This is a genomic window from Terrimonas alba (assembly GCF_042434975.1).
GTDB lineage: Bacteria > Bacteroidota > Bacteroidia > Chitinophagales > Chitinophagaceae > Terrimonas_B > Terrimonas_B alba.
Genome location: NZ_JBHMQM010000001.1, coordinates 828392 through 844835, shown reverse-complemented (window position 1 = coordinate 844835; position 16444 = coordinate 828392). Strand labels below are relative to the sequence as shown.

At 43.0% G+C, this 16444-nt stretch carries 16 protein-coding genes; 7 read left to right on the top strand and 9 right to left on the bottom strand.

Annotated elements, in window-relative coordinates:
• Positions 1 to 291 precede the first annotated feature (291 nt).
• The 4 genes from ACFEL9_RS03420 to ACFEL9_RS03405 all read right to left on the bottom strand — a co-directional run bounded on the left by ACFEL9_RS03420 (position 292) and on the right by ACFEL9_RS03405 (position 3674).
• Positions 292 to 1098, bottom strand: a complete 807-nt coding sequence (locus ACFEL9_RS03420) for an SDR family oxidoreductase (protein ID WP_385886138.1) — start codon at positions 1096 to 1098, stop codon at positions 292 to 294.
• Between the two features lie 16 nt (positions 1099 to 1114).
• On the bottom strand, positions 1115 to 2350 hold the full coding sequence (locus ACFEL9_RS03415) for a glycoside hydrolase family 57 protein (protein WP_385886137.1): 1236 nt from the start codon (positions 2348 to 2350) through the stop codon (positions 1115 to 1117).
• Positions 2351 to 2634: 284 nt separating this feature from the next.
• Positions 2635 to 3315 carry a Crp/Fnr family transcriptional regulator gene (locus ACFEL9_RS03410; protein WP_385886135.1) on the bottom strand — a complete coding sequence of 227 codons (681 nt, stop codon included), beginning with the start codon at positions 3313 to 3315 and terminating at the stop codon, positions 2635 to 2637.
• A gap of 32 nt (positions 3316 to 3347) precedes the next feature.
• Entirely contained in the window at positions 3348 to 3674 is a 327-nt protein-coding gene (locus tag ACFEL9_RS03405; RefSeq protein WP_385886133.1) for a thioredoxin family protein, read from the bottom strand.
• 365 nt (positions 3675 to 4039) lie between these two features.
• Between ACFEL9_RS03405 and ACFEL9_RS03400 the strand changes: the two genes are divergently transcribed.
• The 6 genes from ACFEL9_RS03400 (at position 4040) to ACFEL9_RS03375 (ending at position 7727) form a co-directional block, all read left to right on the top strand.
• Positions 4040 to 4507 carry a YHS domain-containing (seleno)protein gene (locus ACFEL9_RS03400; protein ID WP_385886131.1) on the top strand — a complete coding sequence of 156 codons (468 nt, stop codon included), beginning with the start codon at positions 4040 to 4042 and terminating at the stop codon, positions 4505 to 4507.
• Positions 4508 to 4526: 19 nt separating this feature from the next.
• Complete coding sequence (locus ACFEL9_RS03395; protein WP_385886130.1) at positions 4527 to 4937, top strand: DoxX family protein; 411 nt, start codon at positions 4527 to 4529, stop codon at positions 4935 to 4937.
• A 4-nt stretch (positions 4938 to 4941) separates the two neighbouring features.
• Positions 4942 to 5364: a DM13 domain-containing protein gene (locus tag ACFEL9_RS03390; protein ID WP_385886128.1), complete on the top strand. Its 423-nt coding sequence runs from the start codon at positions 4942 to 4944 to the stop codon at positions 5362 to 5364.
• A 79-nt stretch (positions 5365 to 5443) separates the two neighbouring features.
• Positions 5444 to 5944, top strand: a complete 501-nt coding sequence (locus tag ACFEL9_RS03385) for a DinB family protein (RefSeq protein WP_385886126.1) — start codon at positions 5444 to 5446, stop codon at positions 5942 to 5944.
• Positions 5932 to 6660: an NRDE family protein gene (locus ACFEL9_RS03380; protein ID WP_385886125.1), complete on the top strand. Its 729-nt coding sequence runs from the start codon at positions 5932 to 5934 to the stop codon at positions 6658 to 6660. The genes ACFEL9_RS03385 and ACFEL9_RS03380 overlap by 13 nt, the downstream gene beginning before the upstream one ends.
• Positions 6657 to 7727, top strand: a complete 1071-nt coding sequence (locus tag ACFEL9_RS03375; protein ID WP_385886123.1) for an ATP-grasp domain-containing protein — start codon at positions 6657 to 6659, stop codon at positions 7725 to 7727. Before ACFEL9_RS03380 ends, ACFEL9_RS03375 begins: the two co-directional genes overlap by 4 nt.
• A 209-nt stretch (positions 7728 to 7936) precedes the next feature.
• On the opposite strand, the gene ACFEL9_RS03370 is transcribed toward ACFEL9_RS03375, so the two are convergent.
• Both ACFEL9_RS03370 and ACFEL9_RS03365 read right to left on the bottom strand, forming a co-directional pair.
• On the bottom strand, positions 7937 to 10705 hold the full coding sequence (locus ACFEL9_RS03370; protein WP_385886122.1) for a sigma-54-dependent Fis family transcriptional regulator: 2769 nt from the start codon (positions 10703 to 10705) through the stop codon (positions 7937 to 7939).
• Positions 10706 to 10959: 254 nt separating this feature from the next.
• On the bottom strand, positions 10960 to 11865 hold the full coding sequence (locus ACFEL9_RS03365) for an alpha/beta fold hydrolase (RefSeq protein WP_385886121.1): 906 nt from the start codon (positions 11863 to 11865) through the stop codon (positions 10960 to 10962).
• Positions 11866 to 12002: 137 nt separating this feature from the next.
• On the opposite strand from ACFEL9_RS03365, the gene ACFEL9_RS03360 reads away from it, so the two are divergent.
• Complete coding sequence (locus ACFEL9_RS03360) at positions 12003 to 13355, top strand: PQQ-dependent sugar dehydrogenase (RefSeq protein WP_385886120.1); 1353 nt, start codon at positions 12003 to 12005, stop codon at positions 13353 to 13355.
• Between the two features lie 73 nt (positions 13356 to 13428).
• On the opposite strand, the gene ACFEL9_RS03355 is transcribed toward ACFEL9_RS03360, so the two are convergent.
• The 3 genes from ACFEL9_RS03355 to ACFEL9_RS03345 all read right to left on the bottom strand — a co-directional run bounded on the left by ACFEL9_RS03355 (position 13429) and on the right by ACFEL9_RS03345 (position 16423).
• A complete protein-coding gene (locus tag ACFEL9_RS03355) occupies positions 13429 to 14709 on the bottom strand; it encodes a vanadium-dependent haloperoxidase (RefSeq protein ID WP_385886118.1) in 1281 nt (426 codons plus the stop codon).
• 101 nt (positions 14710 to 14810) lie between these two features.
• Positions 14811 to 15776, bottom strand: coding sequence for a hypothetical protein (locus ACFEL9_RS03350; RefSeq protein WP_385886117.1), 966 nt, complete (start codon positions 15774 to 15776; stop codon positions 14811 to 14813).
• On the bottom strand, positions 15776 to 16423 hold the full coding sequence (locus tag ACFEL9_RS03345; protein WP_385886115.1) for a response regulator: 648 nt from the start codon (positions 16421 to 16423) through the stop codon (positions 15776 to 15778). The genes ACFEL9_RS03350 and ACFEL9_RS03345 overlap by 1 nt, the downstream gene beginning before the upstream one ends.
• Positions 16424 to 16444: the final 21 nt, after the last annotated feature.

Genomic DNA, 16444 nt, shown 5'->3' with positions numbered 1-16444 from the left:
TTAGTTGCGCCTGCCGACGAGGAGCGAAGCGACGGAACTCGGGGTCGCACACTTGTACTTCCTGTTCGCTATTCGGCCTCACCCTCCTTCTCCCTCTCCCAAAGAGAGGGAGCGGAACTTCATTACTAATCCAAACTTTATAGCTACCACATCATCATTATCTCTCTATTCAACATTTTCGAAGACCCGGATAATTTTTTAAGTCGCCGAAAAGCAAGCCTGCCTGTCCGGTAGGCAGGGGCTGTGTTTTGCAAGTCTTCCGCCGCGGCGGAGAGATTTAGAGGGGCCGCTTCACCCATTATCCTCAAACCCCGGATACAATGTCATACCACCATCAACAAACAACGTAGTGCCATTTACATAATCAGCATCATCACTGGCCAGCCACACGGCCGCTTTACCAATATCTTCCACTTGCCCCACTCTTTTTTGCGGGATCAGCTTTAGCAAATTTTGTAAATGCTCCGCGGTATCCCATGCATCATGATTGATGGGTGTTGCGATAGCACCCGGAGCAATGGAATTGATACGGATTTTCTTCGGGGCAAATTCCTGTGCAATGGTTTTCATCATCAGGTTTACACCGCCTTTGCTGGCGGCGTAGTTGGCATGACCCGCCCAGGGAATTACTTCGTGCACACTGCTCATACAAATAATTTTTCCGGCGCTTTTTGATTTACCATTGACCCCGCGGCGCAAAAATTCTTTGATGGCTTCCCTCGCACATAAGAATTGCCCCGTAAGGTTAACGCCCAGCACAAAGTTCCATTGATCCAATGTCATTTCCGTAAATGGCGCATCTTTTTGTAAGCCGGCATTGTTCACCAGTATATCTACCGTTCCAAACTGGCCGATCACATCGGCAAACATTTGTTGAACATCTGCTTCTTTACTCACATCTGCCTGGTAGCTGATAGCCACTCCGCCATTGGCGGCTATCTCATCCACCACCTGTTGCGCCATTGCTTTGGTAGAAGCAACCGGGTAGTTTACTACGACTGTAGCGCCGGCTTTTGCCAACTCTTTGGCACAGCCCGCACCAATGCCGCTGCTGGCGCCTGTTACGATCGCTACCTGTCCGTCTAGTTTTTGTTTCATTTTATTTTTATTGACTTTAATTGCTTAGAATGTTGAAAGGAATATGCCTGGAGGAATTCTTTTTTCCTTCGATTACTTTTTTGATCAATGAGATTTCAAAATCTGCTACCAGGTTGGTATAATGTTGAAATACTTCTTTGGCACTGCAGTCGGTAACATATTTGGCAGCACCTTCCTTGCGGCTGTCATCAGCCATATAATAGAAATAGTCTGCCGATTGCAAACGGCCCCAGGTGTCAGCCGCCTGTTTATCGGTTGACTGCAGTACCAGGTTTTCGATACTGTAAATTTTCTTCAGTGTATTATTTTGCATCACATTCTCGCACCATATGCAACTGTTATCCGCACGATCTTCCCAGGATATGGTTTGCGGAACATCATACAATCCCCCGGGGAATTTTTCTTCGACTATCCCGGCAGGAGTGGAGAAAATAAAATTGTCGTTTGCTAATACCGCGGCCGGCAATGAAGCCAGGAAATCAAATATGCCCGTTTCCTTTTTTTTATGAATGCCAAACGTTTCATAATCCATAAAAAGATTGATCACACGGGTATCCTCAGGATGATGATGCAGCCATTCAGCAAATTTATCGGCGGTCAGTGGATGTTCTGACCAGTTTGGATCGCCAAAACGAAAAGCAATATCATCGGATAATGTTGCATTGCGCAACAACAGGTACAGGTCTTCACTACCCGGAGCTGCATATACCTGGTTGCAGTCACGACCCTTCAATATTCTTTCCACTCCCTCACATAAAATAGCCTTGAATCCCATGCTGGCTACCAAAGCGGCGATCCGGTTATTATGGATCAACTCTGTGTTTCTGAAAATTATTGGGTCGATATCAAACAGTTCATTGATAAGGTTACAGTGTTTTTGAACCTGGCGTTGAAACTCAGCCATGGAATAAAGCGAACTTAAAGAATGATAATAGGTTTCTGCAGTAAATTCCACGCACCGGGTAGTGGCAAGTTGCTTAAACGAGTCTATTACATCGGGTCTGTACTTATGAGTAAGTTCCAGCACCGTACCGCTGATTGAAAAGCTGCAGCGAAACCTGCCATTGTGATTTATGATTTGATCATAGATAATTTCATTGGCCGGCAGCCAACATTCATCAGCCAGCCGGTTGATGTTTTCCTCGTCTGCGGCGGCGTCTTCATAGCAATGACAGGCATCAATATCCTTCGCCTCGTATTTTTTAAGACGATAAGGTTGATGCACTTTGAAGTATAAGCATACCGGGGTCATTCGATTTATTTTAACTACGAAATAGGAATTGTGAGTGTTGAGTAGTGAATGCTGAGAACAGGGAAGTTCTTTACCTGAAAATCTGCTCACTCATTCGATAGTGTAGTAAACGGGATCACGGGGTGTAATTTTTGGGGCAGGGATGTTACTTACTACCTTCTTTTTTCTCATCACTTGTCAACGTAAAACTAATACCATATGAACAGATCCGCTGTCGTGTTATTTACATTCCTAACAATATTGCTTGCTAATTTTTCTCACTTCTCACTATTCACATCTCCCTTTTAGTTCCACGCAACAGGGTTATTCAATTCAATTGATTTGCGATTGTAGCACAAAAGACCGGAACTGCGGAGTTCATTCAACAGCATATTTACGCTTTGTCGGGAAGTAGCAATAAAGCCGGCGATATCGCTATGTGTAAGATAATTGTTGAGGATGATCTTATCGCCCTTGCGGTTGCCATCGGTGCGGGCCCAGTTTTTTATAAAGCGTATCAGCCTGTCTTTTGTATCAAGGAAAACCAGGTCGGCATGACGGGTTTCCAGGCGTTGTAATTTACTGGTTACTTTTTTAGCATAGTTCAGTACCATCTGTGGGTTGTCTTCCAGTATGCGCCTGAAGTCGCTGACATGAAACGTGCAAATGACTGTATTAGCAGTTAATGCTTCAGCACACTCATCGCTGCTAAGATGACCTTCCAGTCCAAGATCACCAAAGATGTCCGGCTCAGTAAGGATATCTTTTATCAATTCATTTTCCATAGCGCCGCTATCAGTGATCTTGACTTTTCCCTTTACGAGGAAATGTATTTTGGTAAAACCTGTTTCGCCATAGCCGATGACCTCACCGCGGTACACGATTTTCATTTTTGCCAGCGAGGCGGCAGCCTGTAATTTTTGTTCTGGTAAAGAAGCCAGTAATGGATGATTCTTCAGATAAAAATATTTCAATTCGTCAGACATGGTAAAGTGGTTTTAAGATTTTCAATAAATATTTAGTAAGTGGTTAATGCATTTTCAATTTTAGAGATCATTACATTTTTGGGTGTAAGACCCGTTACATGGTCGATTACTTCGCCACGGCGGAAAAAAAGAATGGTGGGAAATTCCATTACACCATATTCACGATCGATACCGGTTTCTTTTTCTACATCCACGGTATAAAAATCAGCTTGTCCCTTATAAGATTTTGCCAGCTCTTCATAGATCGGGGAAATGATTTGGCAGGCGCCGTTCCATTCTATTTTAAATTGTACCAATGTTAATCCGGTGCTGTTGACTACTTCCTGTTTGAAGGCTTTCCTGGTGATCATTTTATTCATGCGTTTTTGTTTTGACTATGGCTATTAGCCAACCGGCGTGCCAGAAAAAAATGTATGCTTCGACAGATTTCCTGAAATCCTTTACTGCAAATGATTTCAGGATTTTTTCCGGAAAATTTATCCAGGCCAACTACGCCCTGTTTTTCCCAACATTTTGGGATTTGTCCTGAAATATTGGGAGCCCCTGTTGGGAGGATTTTTTTTAGTTCTACAACCGGAAATCCCGGGGACTAAAAAAATCGTATTAGATATATGATTTGTCTTTCAGCTCTTAATTCATTTAACAACTAAAAATCCGGGGCTTGTCAATCAGCCGACAGCAGACGGGAACAACGATTGCTAGTTTTGAGAAATAAAAATCAGACATGAACAAACGAATTTATTTCACACTGATCCTGGCAGCCATTTTTTCTTCCATTTTTGGCCAGGATCCCTCTGCGCTGCGTAAAAAGCAGTTTAACCTGGAGGATAACATTGCAATAGAGGGTTATGATCCTGTAGCTTATTTCAAAAACAACAAGGCTGTTAAAGGCAAAAAAGAATTTGCGGTCAGCCACCAGGGAGTGATCTATTATTTTGCTTCCGCTGAAAACAAAGAGGAGTTTAAAAAAATACCAGGACGTTACGAACCGGAATATGGCGGCTGGTGCGCCTATGCTATGGGTGCAAAGGGAGAAAAAGTAAGTGTAGACCCCGCCACATATAAGATCGTCAACGGTAAGCTTTATCTTTTTTACAATAGCTTTCTCAACAATACGCTGAAGAGCTGGAATAAGGATGAAGCACACCTGAAGACCGAAGCGGATAAGAACTGGAAAAAAATCTATCATTAATCATTCAATACCACAATCAATGAACTGGACTATCGCCGGGATATGGGCTTTGCGAATACTTGCCTCCCTGATCCTTTTACAAACATTATTTTTTAAGTTTTCCGGTGCTGAAGAATCAATATATATTTTTTCTACGCTGGGCATGGAACCATGGGGCCGAATTGGCACGGGCGTACTGGAGCTGATAGCTTCCGTGCTCATTTTGTATCCCAGGACAACTTTTATTGGAGCGGCCCTGGGCGCAGGACTGATGGCAGGCGCCCTGTTCTTTCACCTGGCAAAGTTGGGTATTGCGGTACGAGGCGACGGCGGCCAGTTATTTATTTATGCATTGCTGGTTTTTATAAGCTGTATTGCTTTAATGATCATTTACAAAAAAGAGCTGAATAATATTTTGAAAATAGTTTTTAATAGGACAATTAATATATGAATATATGAAGTGGATTTTAATGACGATACTGTGTACAGTCCTTTTTTTAGGTGCCTGTGTAAAAGAAAATACACCCGAGATTCCTTTGGATAATAACGTGGACACTACGATTGCAATACCACAGAATAACGGTAACTTCATGAACGGGCCGTATGGTTCTGTATCGGGTATGGCAACTGTCTATAGAAAGAATGATTCCCTGGTGCTTGCTTTAACCAATATGTCTATCTCCAATGGACCCGACCTTCATGTTTATATCTCAAAAGAAGTGCAACCGGTAAATTTCATTGACCTGGGAGGTTTGCAATCCACCAGGGGCAATCAATTGTACCTCATTCCGGGAAGTCCCGATTTTACTCAGTTTAAATATGCATTGATTCATTGCAAACGATATAATCATCTGTTCGGCAGTGCAGAGTTGAAGTAGCAAAGATGAAGAATCGACAAATAAAAAAATCAGTTTTGCGAGAGGCAAACAAAAAAACTTAAACCAAAAACTTCCTGGTATGCTGCTAAAACAACCCATCCAAAATGTATTTGTCCAGTTGTCAGAATCGCTGCACCAATTATCGGATGCCGAATATTCACAACCGAGCAAAATATTATTTAATGCCAGCATCGGGCAACATGTGCGGCACATTATTGAACTGTTTCTTTGCCTGGAAAAAGGTTACGAAACCGGCGTGGTGAATTATGAAAAAAGGAAAAGAGATTACCAGATCGAAACGAATAAGGGTATCGCGGCCGAATTGCTGAAAGACATTTATCACCGGATCGACAGACCGAATATTGACCTGGTGATGGAAGCGGAAGACTATGAGGATAGCGAAACAGTGATTGCTATCCCCAGCAACTATTACAGGGAAATAGCCTATAACCTGGAACATACCATCCATCACATGGCACTGATCCGGGTAGGCATCAACGAAGTTTCAGCGATTCAACTGCCACAGGATTTTGGTGTTGCTTACTCGACTATAAAATTCAGGAAACAATGTGCACAGTGACCTATATACCGTGCAGGGAAACATATTTCATCACTTCTAACCGGGATGAGAAATATAGCCGCAGCACCGCGATAGCACCAGTGGTTTATGAGATCAACCAGCGAAAACTCATCTTTCCCAAAGATGCGGATGCCGGTGGAAGCTGGATTGCTCTGGATGAAAATGGTAGTACCGCCGTTTTATTGAACGGTGCATTTGAGAAGCATGAGCCAGCTCCGCCCTACAGGCAGAGTCGTGGCCAGGCTTTTTTGACCATTGTTGCTGCCCAAAAACCGGTTTTACATTTCCAGGAGGTTGATTTATCAGGAATCGAGCCGTTTACTATTATTATTCTCGACAAGCATCATTTACACGAATGCAGGTGGGATGGCACTGACAAGTACAGCAAGCAGTTAAAAAAACACCGGCCCTATATCTGGTCTTCTGTGACTTTATACGACGGTGATACAATAAGGAAAAGAGAAAAATGGTTCGCTGATTTTTTAAAACGTCATAGAGAGCCAACACAGAAAGATATCCTGGAGTTTCATCATTTTGCCGGTGATGGAGATTCGGATAATAACCTGCTGATGGAAAGAGATGGTATGTTTTCAACAGTAAGTATCACCAATATTTTATTAACAAGCGACCGGGCCAGCATGAAATATATTGACATAAAAAACAATCGTACAACAGAACGCAAGATTGAACTTCTCAACACAATGGAAATGGTATGATCCGAAAAATTTTACACCGGCCTTTTTTTATACGCCTGATGCATTGGGAATATTGGCCCTTTCATGTGGTGTATGGACCCATTTATGTTTACTGGCTGATGCTTTGCGCCAGGTCCCGCTCTTTCTTTTTTTTCAATACGGCAAATCCATCGATCATCAATGGGGGCTTCCTGATGGAATCTAAAAAGGCGATCTACGATCTGATACCAGGGAATTATTATCCTAAAACCATATTGTTTAAGGCTGGTGCCAGCGAAGAAAATATTTTACTTACGATCAGCGAACAGCAGCTCCGGTTTCCACTGGTAGGTAAACCCGATATTGGCATGCAGGGTAAGGCCGTCAAAAAGTTGCACAATGCCAGCGAACTCTTTGCTTATGCATCGTATTCAAAAGTTGATTTTTTGGTTCAGGAGTTTGTACCGTATGAAAATGAGTTGGGGATTTTTTATTATCGGTATCCGGACCAAACCCGGGGTCATATTTCCGGCATTGTAGAAAAAGAATTTTTATCTGTTACCGGTGACGGCATTTCGAGTATTGAAACATTACTACGAAAAGAAAAACGATATGTGCTCCAACTGGATGTGCTGCGAAAAACCTATGGTGGAAAATTAAATGAGGTGTTGCCACATGGCGAAAAATTCCTGCTGGTGCCCTATGGCAACCACGTTCGGGGTGCTAAATTTTTGGATTCAAGTCACCTGGCAGACGAGAAACTCCGCGGAGTGATTGACGAAGTTTGTCAACAGGTAGAGGGCTTTTATTTTGGTCGCCTGGATATTCGTTACAATACCCTGGAAGAATTGAGGGAAGGAAAAAATTTTTCAATCATAGAACTAAACGGCGCCGGTAGCGAACCTACACATATGTATGACCCGGGGCATAGCATCTTTTTTGCCTGGAAAGAAATTATCCGACATTGGAACATCTTATCCCGGATCAGCCGTATCAATCACCGTCTCCTGGAAAAGCCCTATATGAAAATGACAGATGGTCTTGAAATGCTGAAGGCGAATAAACGCTATGTAAAACTGATCAACGGCCATGAACGACAAAGGGCCTGAGAAAAGGGAACAGGGTTCAAATTTTTTTTATGACACCGATATACACCCTCCGATTTGTGGGGATCATTATTTTTATCCTGCTTGCATTTGGCATCGGTAATCACTAAGCCTCGAACCAATTTGAAATGTAGAGATAAAGAAAATTTTCAATGGTCGATGCTCAATTTTCAATGTTCAATAATATGAGTGATGTCGGGGTATATTGCCCGTTAAAGATTATGTGTCTCTCGTTTTATTCCCAGCTTTTTCATTCTTGCTTCCAAGGTGGTGGCATTGAGACCTAATATTTTTGCCGCGCCTTTTTCACCACTTACTTTCCAGCCTGTTTTTTTGAGTATTTCGATAATATGTTCCTTCTCTACATCCTCCAATCTTGCGGTGGTAGCAGTGACGCCGTTGGTTGAGTCGTCTATTTTTTCTGTGGGTATCCAATCGCCATACTCCAGCGAACCATTGCGGCTTAGTATCATGGCCCGTTCAATGATGTTTTCCAACTCACGGATATTGCCCGGCCAATCGTAAGTCATCAGCGCTTCAATGACATCGGCAGGTACATTGGTAACCTTCTTGCCGATCTTGCCTTCATGTTTTTGGCAAAAATGTTTTATCAATAATGGAATATCTTCTTTTCTTTTTCGTAGCGGAGGACAAATGATCGGAAAAACATTCAGGCGATAATAAAGGTCTTCCCGGAATTCTTTTTTTTCAATGGCTTGTTGCAGGTTGCGATTGGTGGCGGCGATCACCCGTACATTCACCTTCATTGTTTTTGGATTACCTAATCTTTCAAACTCTCCTTCCTGCAATACCCGGAGCAGTTTGGCCTGTAATTCAACCGGCAATTCACCTATTTCATCTAAAAAAATAGAACCACCATCAGCCAGTTCAAAACGGCCGATCTTTCTTTCCATGGCGCCGGTAAAAGCGCCTTTTTCATGACCAAACAATTCACTTTCGATCAGGTTAGCCGGCAACGTAGCACAATTTACTTTTACCAATGGCCGCTTGCTCCGGTTGCTCACATTATGAACAGCTCTTGCAATTAATTCTTTGCCGGTTCCCGATTCACCCAAGATCAAAACCGTGGCATCGGTGGATGCCACCTGCTCGATCTGTTGTAATACTTTTTGAAAGTTGTTGCTCTTGCTGATGATCTCTTCAAAATTGTACGTAAGCTTTATTTCTTCCTGCAGGTATTTATTCTGCGCCTGCAGCCTGGCCTGTTCCTGTTCCATCAACACCTTGTCGGTGATATCGACAAACATGGTGCGGGTAAATTGTCCGCCTGCATCAGGGTTTGACCACCACTGTATCCAGATTGGCTTGCCATTGTCTTTTCGTCTCAGTTCGAGAACAACGCCACTCGTATCGGTGCCTCTGCCGATAGAGTCGAAAGCTTCTTTCAATCTTCGCTGTGCATCCGGCGTATCGGGCGCCAATGTCTTTCCATATGTATAAGGGACCTCGTCCGGTCTTACACCCAATATGCGCAAAGCGGCACGATTAGCTTTGATAAATTTTGAATCGAGCCCTTCATGAACATAGGCAATAGGTGCTTCTTCAAAAAGATCACGGTAGCGTTGATCACTTTCTTTCAGCAATATCTGTAATTCGGCATTAGCGATTTTTAATTTTTCTTCGGCTTTCATTCTTTCCATTTCGGCGCCGATACGGGCTGCAAATATTTTCAGAATGGAAGTTTGGTTTTTTTCGGTGGTTACCGGTTGGGGATCCAGTGCAAGAATATGCCCTATGATCTCGCCGCTTTTGCTACTGTAGATCGGTACGCCAACAGCTGACTCAATTCCTTTTTCTTTGGGATAATTCAATTGCACATCACGGGCCATAAAAAATTCTTTTCCCGTCATAATGATTTCGCAGGGAATGCCGGCCGTATCGTACTCTATATTATCCAGGATTTTTTCGCCATCAACATAGCATAGAGTTCGCAGTCTTGTTTTTTCTTCGTTGGCACACTCGGTAATTAATGCATAACGCATCTTTAGCGTGATGGTGATATGCCTGGCCAGTTCTACTAAAAAATCTTCACCGGTCAATCCGGAAGTGGCTTCTGAAACAGTGCGCAGCAGCTCCTCTTCCATTTTTCTTTGACGAATGTCTCTTACCGTGCTGCAGAAGTACTCATGGCCATCATGCTCCAAAAAATTATTGGTCACTTCAACCGGGTAGCGCCGGCCATCTTTTGATTGGTGTTCTGTTTCCAGCACCTGGTGGCCAAGCTGCTTTGTTTCTTTCCAATGCGCATCCCATTCTTCCCGGGTTAATGCAGGGTTGATATCAAATACGGTCATTGTATGCAGTTCGCCTTCATTGTATCCTGTTTCTTTGGAGACGGCAGCATTTACCCGGATAAACTTTCCATCGCTGTCCAACCAGTACACTTGTTCCCGGAGATTTTTTAACGTGGTATCATACAATTCAATTTCGTATAATCGCTGGTGGAGTTCCGCATTTTTTTTCTCCAGTTTTTTTTCGGCTTTCATCCTCTCAATTTCGGCGCCGATGCGGGAAGCGAAAATTTTGAGAATCGTAGTTTGATTACTTTCTTCGGTAATCGGTTGTAAATTGGAGATAATGATGTGGCCGATAATCTTGCCCGTCACGGAGCTATGGATGGGTACACCAGTAGCTGCTTCAATGCCCCGGGCTTCCGGGAATTTTTTATAGACATCCCTTGGTACAAAAATTTCTTTTCCCTGCAGGATGAGTTCACAGGGGCGGCCAGTAGTGTCATATTCGATATTATCCATGACGGAATCGCCGTTGACCATGCACAGGGTCCTCACCTGGGTGCTGTCTTCCTCACTACATTCCGCGATCAGCGCAAACTGCATATGCAATGCACGGGTAAAATTGCGACAAAGCTCTTCCAGCAAATCCTTCCCTACCAGTCCGGATGTGGCTTCGGAAATTGTATGTAAGATATCAGGCTTCTTGTTGGCGGCGGCTTTGGCCATAGATCAGGGTTTCAAAAAAGATTGCCTTATAAAGTTAATGAATGTGGAAATGTAGCAACAAGGATTGATTCAAATTGTCACTTTAGCGACAATGGGATAAAATGAGGTACCCGGAGCAGTGGAGCAGTGAGTATAACACCCGTGGAGCACGGGTCAGTAATTCTGACCTGTTCGGAAAGTTGTCTTTTTTCCTGCAATTAATAAATAATGCAAGCAAAATGATCATCAGTATTTTGGAAACCATGATGAGCCTTTTAAAAGAACTTGTTGATGAAATTGACCAGATCAGTGGCAAAACGAACCGGTTCTTCCCAATGCAATGCATGACCTGTGTTTTCGTAAGTAATCAATTTTGCGTTCCGGATATTGTCAATAAATACCTGTTGATCTTTTTCTAAACAAAAGGCATCCTTATCTCCCCAGAAGATAAGAGCAGGCACTGTGATTTTTTCCAGGTCTTTAGTATAATCAACATTGATCAATCCTGTTAATGCAGCTTTGAAAACCCGGGTAGGAACTTTTAATCCTTCCTCCACTAATAATTCATAATAGGCCGGATCAATAGGTTTGACAAGTGTTGACTTCTGGAATTCATCCATAAACTGCTTATCAATAACAGGATCTTTCAATTGCATCACCTGATGGTAAAATTCAGGCATACCCGGATTTTCTTTCATGGCAGGATCTGAATCGATGATGACGAGTCCCTTTGTCAATTGCGGATAATCCAGGGCAAACTGTTGGGCATTCACTCCGCCCATCGAGTGACCGGCAATGATGACGGGACCCAGTTTGTTTTGTTTGATGAAATCAGCGATGTCGGCCGCAAAATCTTTCGGCGTGTAGCCATCGGCCGGACGTTCTGAATCACCGTGTCCGCGTTGAGAAACAGCAAAGGCATGTATGGAAGCGGGTAAATGTTTGAAGGTGGATTCAAAGGAATGCCATGAATCAGTAATACCGTGTAAAAAAATTACGGGTTCACCGTCCGGGTCTCCCTGTTCTGCATATTCCAATGTGACACCGGTGGAAAGCTTTATTGTTTTTACGACGACAGCGTTTGAACTGGCGCCCATTCTGTGAAATGATGATTGGGCCATTGTTGTAGTGCTAATGCCACACATAAGCAATAAAAGAAAATGAACAACCCTGTTTTTCATGTTAAGCGTTTTAATAATTAAAGAAGAAGTCAAATTTCTTATTGAGTGATGGCTGAAAAAATAACCAAAGCTGTTAAACCGGTCACCGAATTGGGTGACGAATCTTTTAATGCAGCAAATGCTTTTAAAAGCAAAAAATGATTAGGCATGATTGTGGTGGCAAAGACAGGTACCGAATTGTGGTAAAAGGAAAGATGTACAGCCCAAGACTCATTATCTTTAAATTTGCCAAATTAATTCATCAAAATATGTCAATCGTGAATAAAATATTGCCAGGTCTTGCAATCGCGACCAGTTTTTTTTTAACTGCCTGCGGCAATCAAGGCCAGCAGGAAAATAAACAAACTACAACCGACTCTGCTTCCGCATCTGTTGAAACAAAAAAAGGGAATACGGATTATAAACCCGCATTTGCCGGGCAGACAAGAATTGCAGCGGTAAAAACAAAATCCGCTTTTGAAGCTAAAATAATTACCAGGGAATTGAAAATGCCCTGGGGAATCACTTCACTTCCGGACGGCCGGTTTTTGATAACAGAAAAGGAGGGAACAATGCGTATTGCCAGCGCCGATGGTACTACCAGTGCACCAATTACAGGTATACCTGCCGTTGATGCCAGCGGACAGGGTGGCTTGTTAGGATTGACCATTGATCCTGATTTTTCTAACAATAGAATGGTATATTGGTCTTTTTCTGAAAAGAAAGCCGGTAAGAATCTTACAGCGATAGCCAAAGGAAAATTATCAGCCGATGAGAAGAAAATAGAAAATGCCACGGTCATTTACCGGGCAGAGCCGGCGTATGATGGCAGTTTGCACTACGGTGGCAGAATACTTGTTGATAAAACAGGTAACCTGGTCATCAGTACCGGCGAACGATCTGATAAAGAAACAAGACCCCAGGCACAGGATCTTAAGTCAGGCTTGGGCAAAATCATTCGCATTACAAAAGATGGGCAACCTGCGCCCGGCAATCCATTTTTGAATAACTCGTCGGCGAGACCTGAATTGTATTCATATGGTCATCGTAATGTGCAGGGGCTGGCATTTCATCCGGTTACCGGGGACTTATGGGAAACTGAATTTGGACCCCGGGGTGGTGATGAATTAAATCGTATTGAGCCAGGCAAAAATTATGGCTGGCCTACCATTACTTATGGAATTGAGTATAGTGGTGAAAAGATTGGTGACGCTATTCAGCAGAAAGAAGGCATGGAACAGCCCGTATATTATTGGGACCCGGTGTTATCACCCAGCGGTATCACTTTTTATAGCAGTGATAGCATTCCTGAATGGAAAAATAATTTATTCATTGGCGGTTTAAGTAGTACCCATATTGCCCGGTTGGTAATTGAAAATAATAAAGTCGTGGGCGAAGAAAGATTATTATCCGAAGAAGGACAGCGTTTCCGTGATGTAACGCAAGGAAAAGACGGTGCTTTATATGCGATTACGGATGGTGGGAGGTTGTACAGGATCAGTAAAAAATAAAAACCAGTTTTACATTCTGATATTAATAAACAAGAGCCTTCATTGAAAGGCTCTTGTTATTTTACGAAAAGAATTACTTCAGGGGTTTTAAATAATTATCCACCGTCCAGTTGCCAATTTTATTTCCTAATTCCTGTCCCGCTTCACACGAGAAACGAAAATGTATGCCCGCCATTACTCTTGAATCGGCATTTTCATTGGCAGCCTGGCTAAAACTTGTAAATGTTCGGGTGCTGCCGGATGGAACAGCTGTAAAGGATGTCATCGTAAAAGAAGTATTGTCCCCTAACAATCTTGCCAGCACTGTGGCTCCGGCATTTCCTAATGCACTGTGCGTAGATGGATAATCATGCACCGGCGGTGTTGGCTCTGCAGGTTCCCAATTTTTTTCAGGCGCAGTGGCTGGATTATTATCTGACTCTGCGTTTCTGATAGCCGTATAGGGCCGCCAGAAGTTATAATAAAATTTCGCATCCCAGCCTGCGGTATATGCATCAGCCATCGCCATATCTACCAGGGCCAACACACGGGCCGCATCTGGCAAATTCAATTTCTTGTTAATGATCGCAGTTCTTGCTACACGGTTCCAGCCTGCTTCAGAAAATTCATACCAGAATTTTGCATAAGCTGTTTGATCGGCCTGGCGAACTGAACTATTTAACTTTCCTTTTTCCTTCACCTCATTAAAACCGGCTGCATATTCGGCACTGCTTAACGATGGATGCGGACCGGGACGAAACTGGCTCTTAGATTGCAGGCTGAATAGTTTTACATTTTCCCAATGCGGTGCAAACACAATATTGAAGGGTGGTACCGCCTGGTAAACCCCAGGGACGGCAGAGGCAGGGATTTCACCAAGTGGATTACCGGCAGCACCATCATCAGCTCTATCATCAAGGATGGCTTGTGCTGCTTTTTTCCCCAGTGCAATGCCACGTGTTTTTGCTTCAGTCTTTTTTATCAACGACAATGAAATTTGCCAGGCCGAGTCGAGGAAACTTCTTTTCGCCGGTATTTCATGAACTAATACGGCATAAGCAGCGGTTGCCACTGCGGCAATGGGGTCTGCCGCCGCATCTCTCTCTTTGAATTTGTAAGTGGCGTACTTTGGATAGATAGCATTGACTGCATCATGCATAGCGAGATGCGTCATGGCATTGATACGGGCAGCCATTAGTGAATGTTGGTAAGCAGGGCCATCAAAGGCCTTGAAGGCAATCTCATTCCATTGTAATACGACGGAACCTGAAAGCTTTTCAATTGATTTCCCCGTTTTGTCGGGATTGGTAAAGGATATAATCCCGGTTGTTGCCATTACGGCGATGATCATAACGATGAACTTGTTTGACTTCATAAAATAAAATTTAGGATGCAAACTTGCGATTCATCAAAAGTTTTATCAATAACCGAAATGGTAAGCAGCATACCCAAATAAGGGGAGAAGAAGAGATGCATTTATTTAAACACTGCACTGAATTTTTGATTCAATTCTGCCGGTAGGTATTTTTTTGCCAGTTCGATAACAGCAACAGGGCCTTTATTGACCCAGTTCTGTAATTTTTCATCATCACTATCAGCTACCAGTGAAAGCCAAATGGCTACGGGGAAAGCTCCCCATTTTTGATTCACGTTTCCCCGGGAAAGATTTTTATTTAATTGCTCTTTTTCCTCCGTGGTAAGCAATGAATTTTGCTCAATGGTTATGAGTCGGTCCACGAAGACAGGGTAAAGATTATCCAACGATTTTTTTGACAGCTCCGGCAACTCGCCATGAATGGGAATCCACTTTGGATTCAAAGACCGGTACATGCCAATGCCTTCGTACAAGCATTCCCATAGTATGCTGTCCCTGAAATTTGCGAGTGATAAATTATGTTGCTGTTTCCATGCTTTATGCAGCAGGTGAGTGTATTCGTGGGCAAATATCCTGTCGATCCTGTTGTTGTTTTCAGGTAGAGAAGCAGAACCATAAGCAGTTTGTAAGGCCGTCAGGTCAAGACAAACTGTTTGCGAACCGTAGGTGAATCCATCATCGCTGCCGAACAGTCCCAGCAGCACCGGGATAGTGTCAGGTAGTTTCAGGTTGGAGAACGGAATGGCCAACGAATCCCTGAAACTATTCCAATACCTGCTTTTTGATTCAATCAATTTTTTCCAGGCGATTTCGCCGGCAACTATTTCTCTTCGTAACTGCGAGAAGGAGTCCAACTGCTCTTTGCTTATCCTTGTAACCAATGCATTTTTCCAGATCGCAGATAATCTTTCTTTTTCAAAACCATCTTTTACGATGATTGTATCTTTTTTGGAATGATTGTAGATAGGTGAGGACCGGAGTTGTGTAGTGAAAAGTGAAAATGCAAAAGTGAAAAGCAGAAGAGATATAAATAATTTTTTTCCTGATGAAAGGGCGGAGTTAACCATTACACAATCTTTTGGTTGATGGCTTTAGCTACTACTTCGGTTAAAGAAGCTACATGCAATTTTTCATAGATCTTTTTTACATGAGATCGTACCGTTTCATAACTGATATTCAAATCGGCGCCGATCATCTTGTAGCTTAACCCATTTACCAGGCAGCTTAGTACTTCTTTTTCTCTTGCAGTAAGATGATAGTCCGGCGCTTCTTCAGGTTTGATAATGGTTGCAACCGACTGCATTTTGTTCAACACTTTTCTCGCAATGGAAGGGCTCATGGGTGAACCGCCATATTGCAGTTCATTGATCGAGTCAACCAGTTTGGTGTTGAGAAAATTTTTGAGAATATACCCTGATGCGCCTGCACAAATCGAATCAAAAACCCGGTCATCATCTTCAAAAACAGTTTGCATCAGTACCTGTATATGCGGAAATTCTTTTTTGATCTGCGACACGGCCTCGATACCGGTCATCCCCGGCATTTCAATATCCATCAATACAATATCTGGTTTGCATTCCCTGATATCTTCAATGCAATCCAATACATGACTAAACGAACCCACTACTTCAAACTGCGGCACTGTTGCCAGTAACAGGCCGATGCTTTCACGGATGTTTTTATTATCGTCAAAAATGGCTATACGCAGACTCATGTAATGATGTTTATACAAATG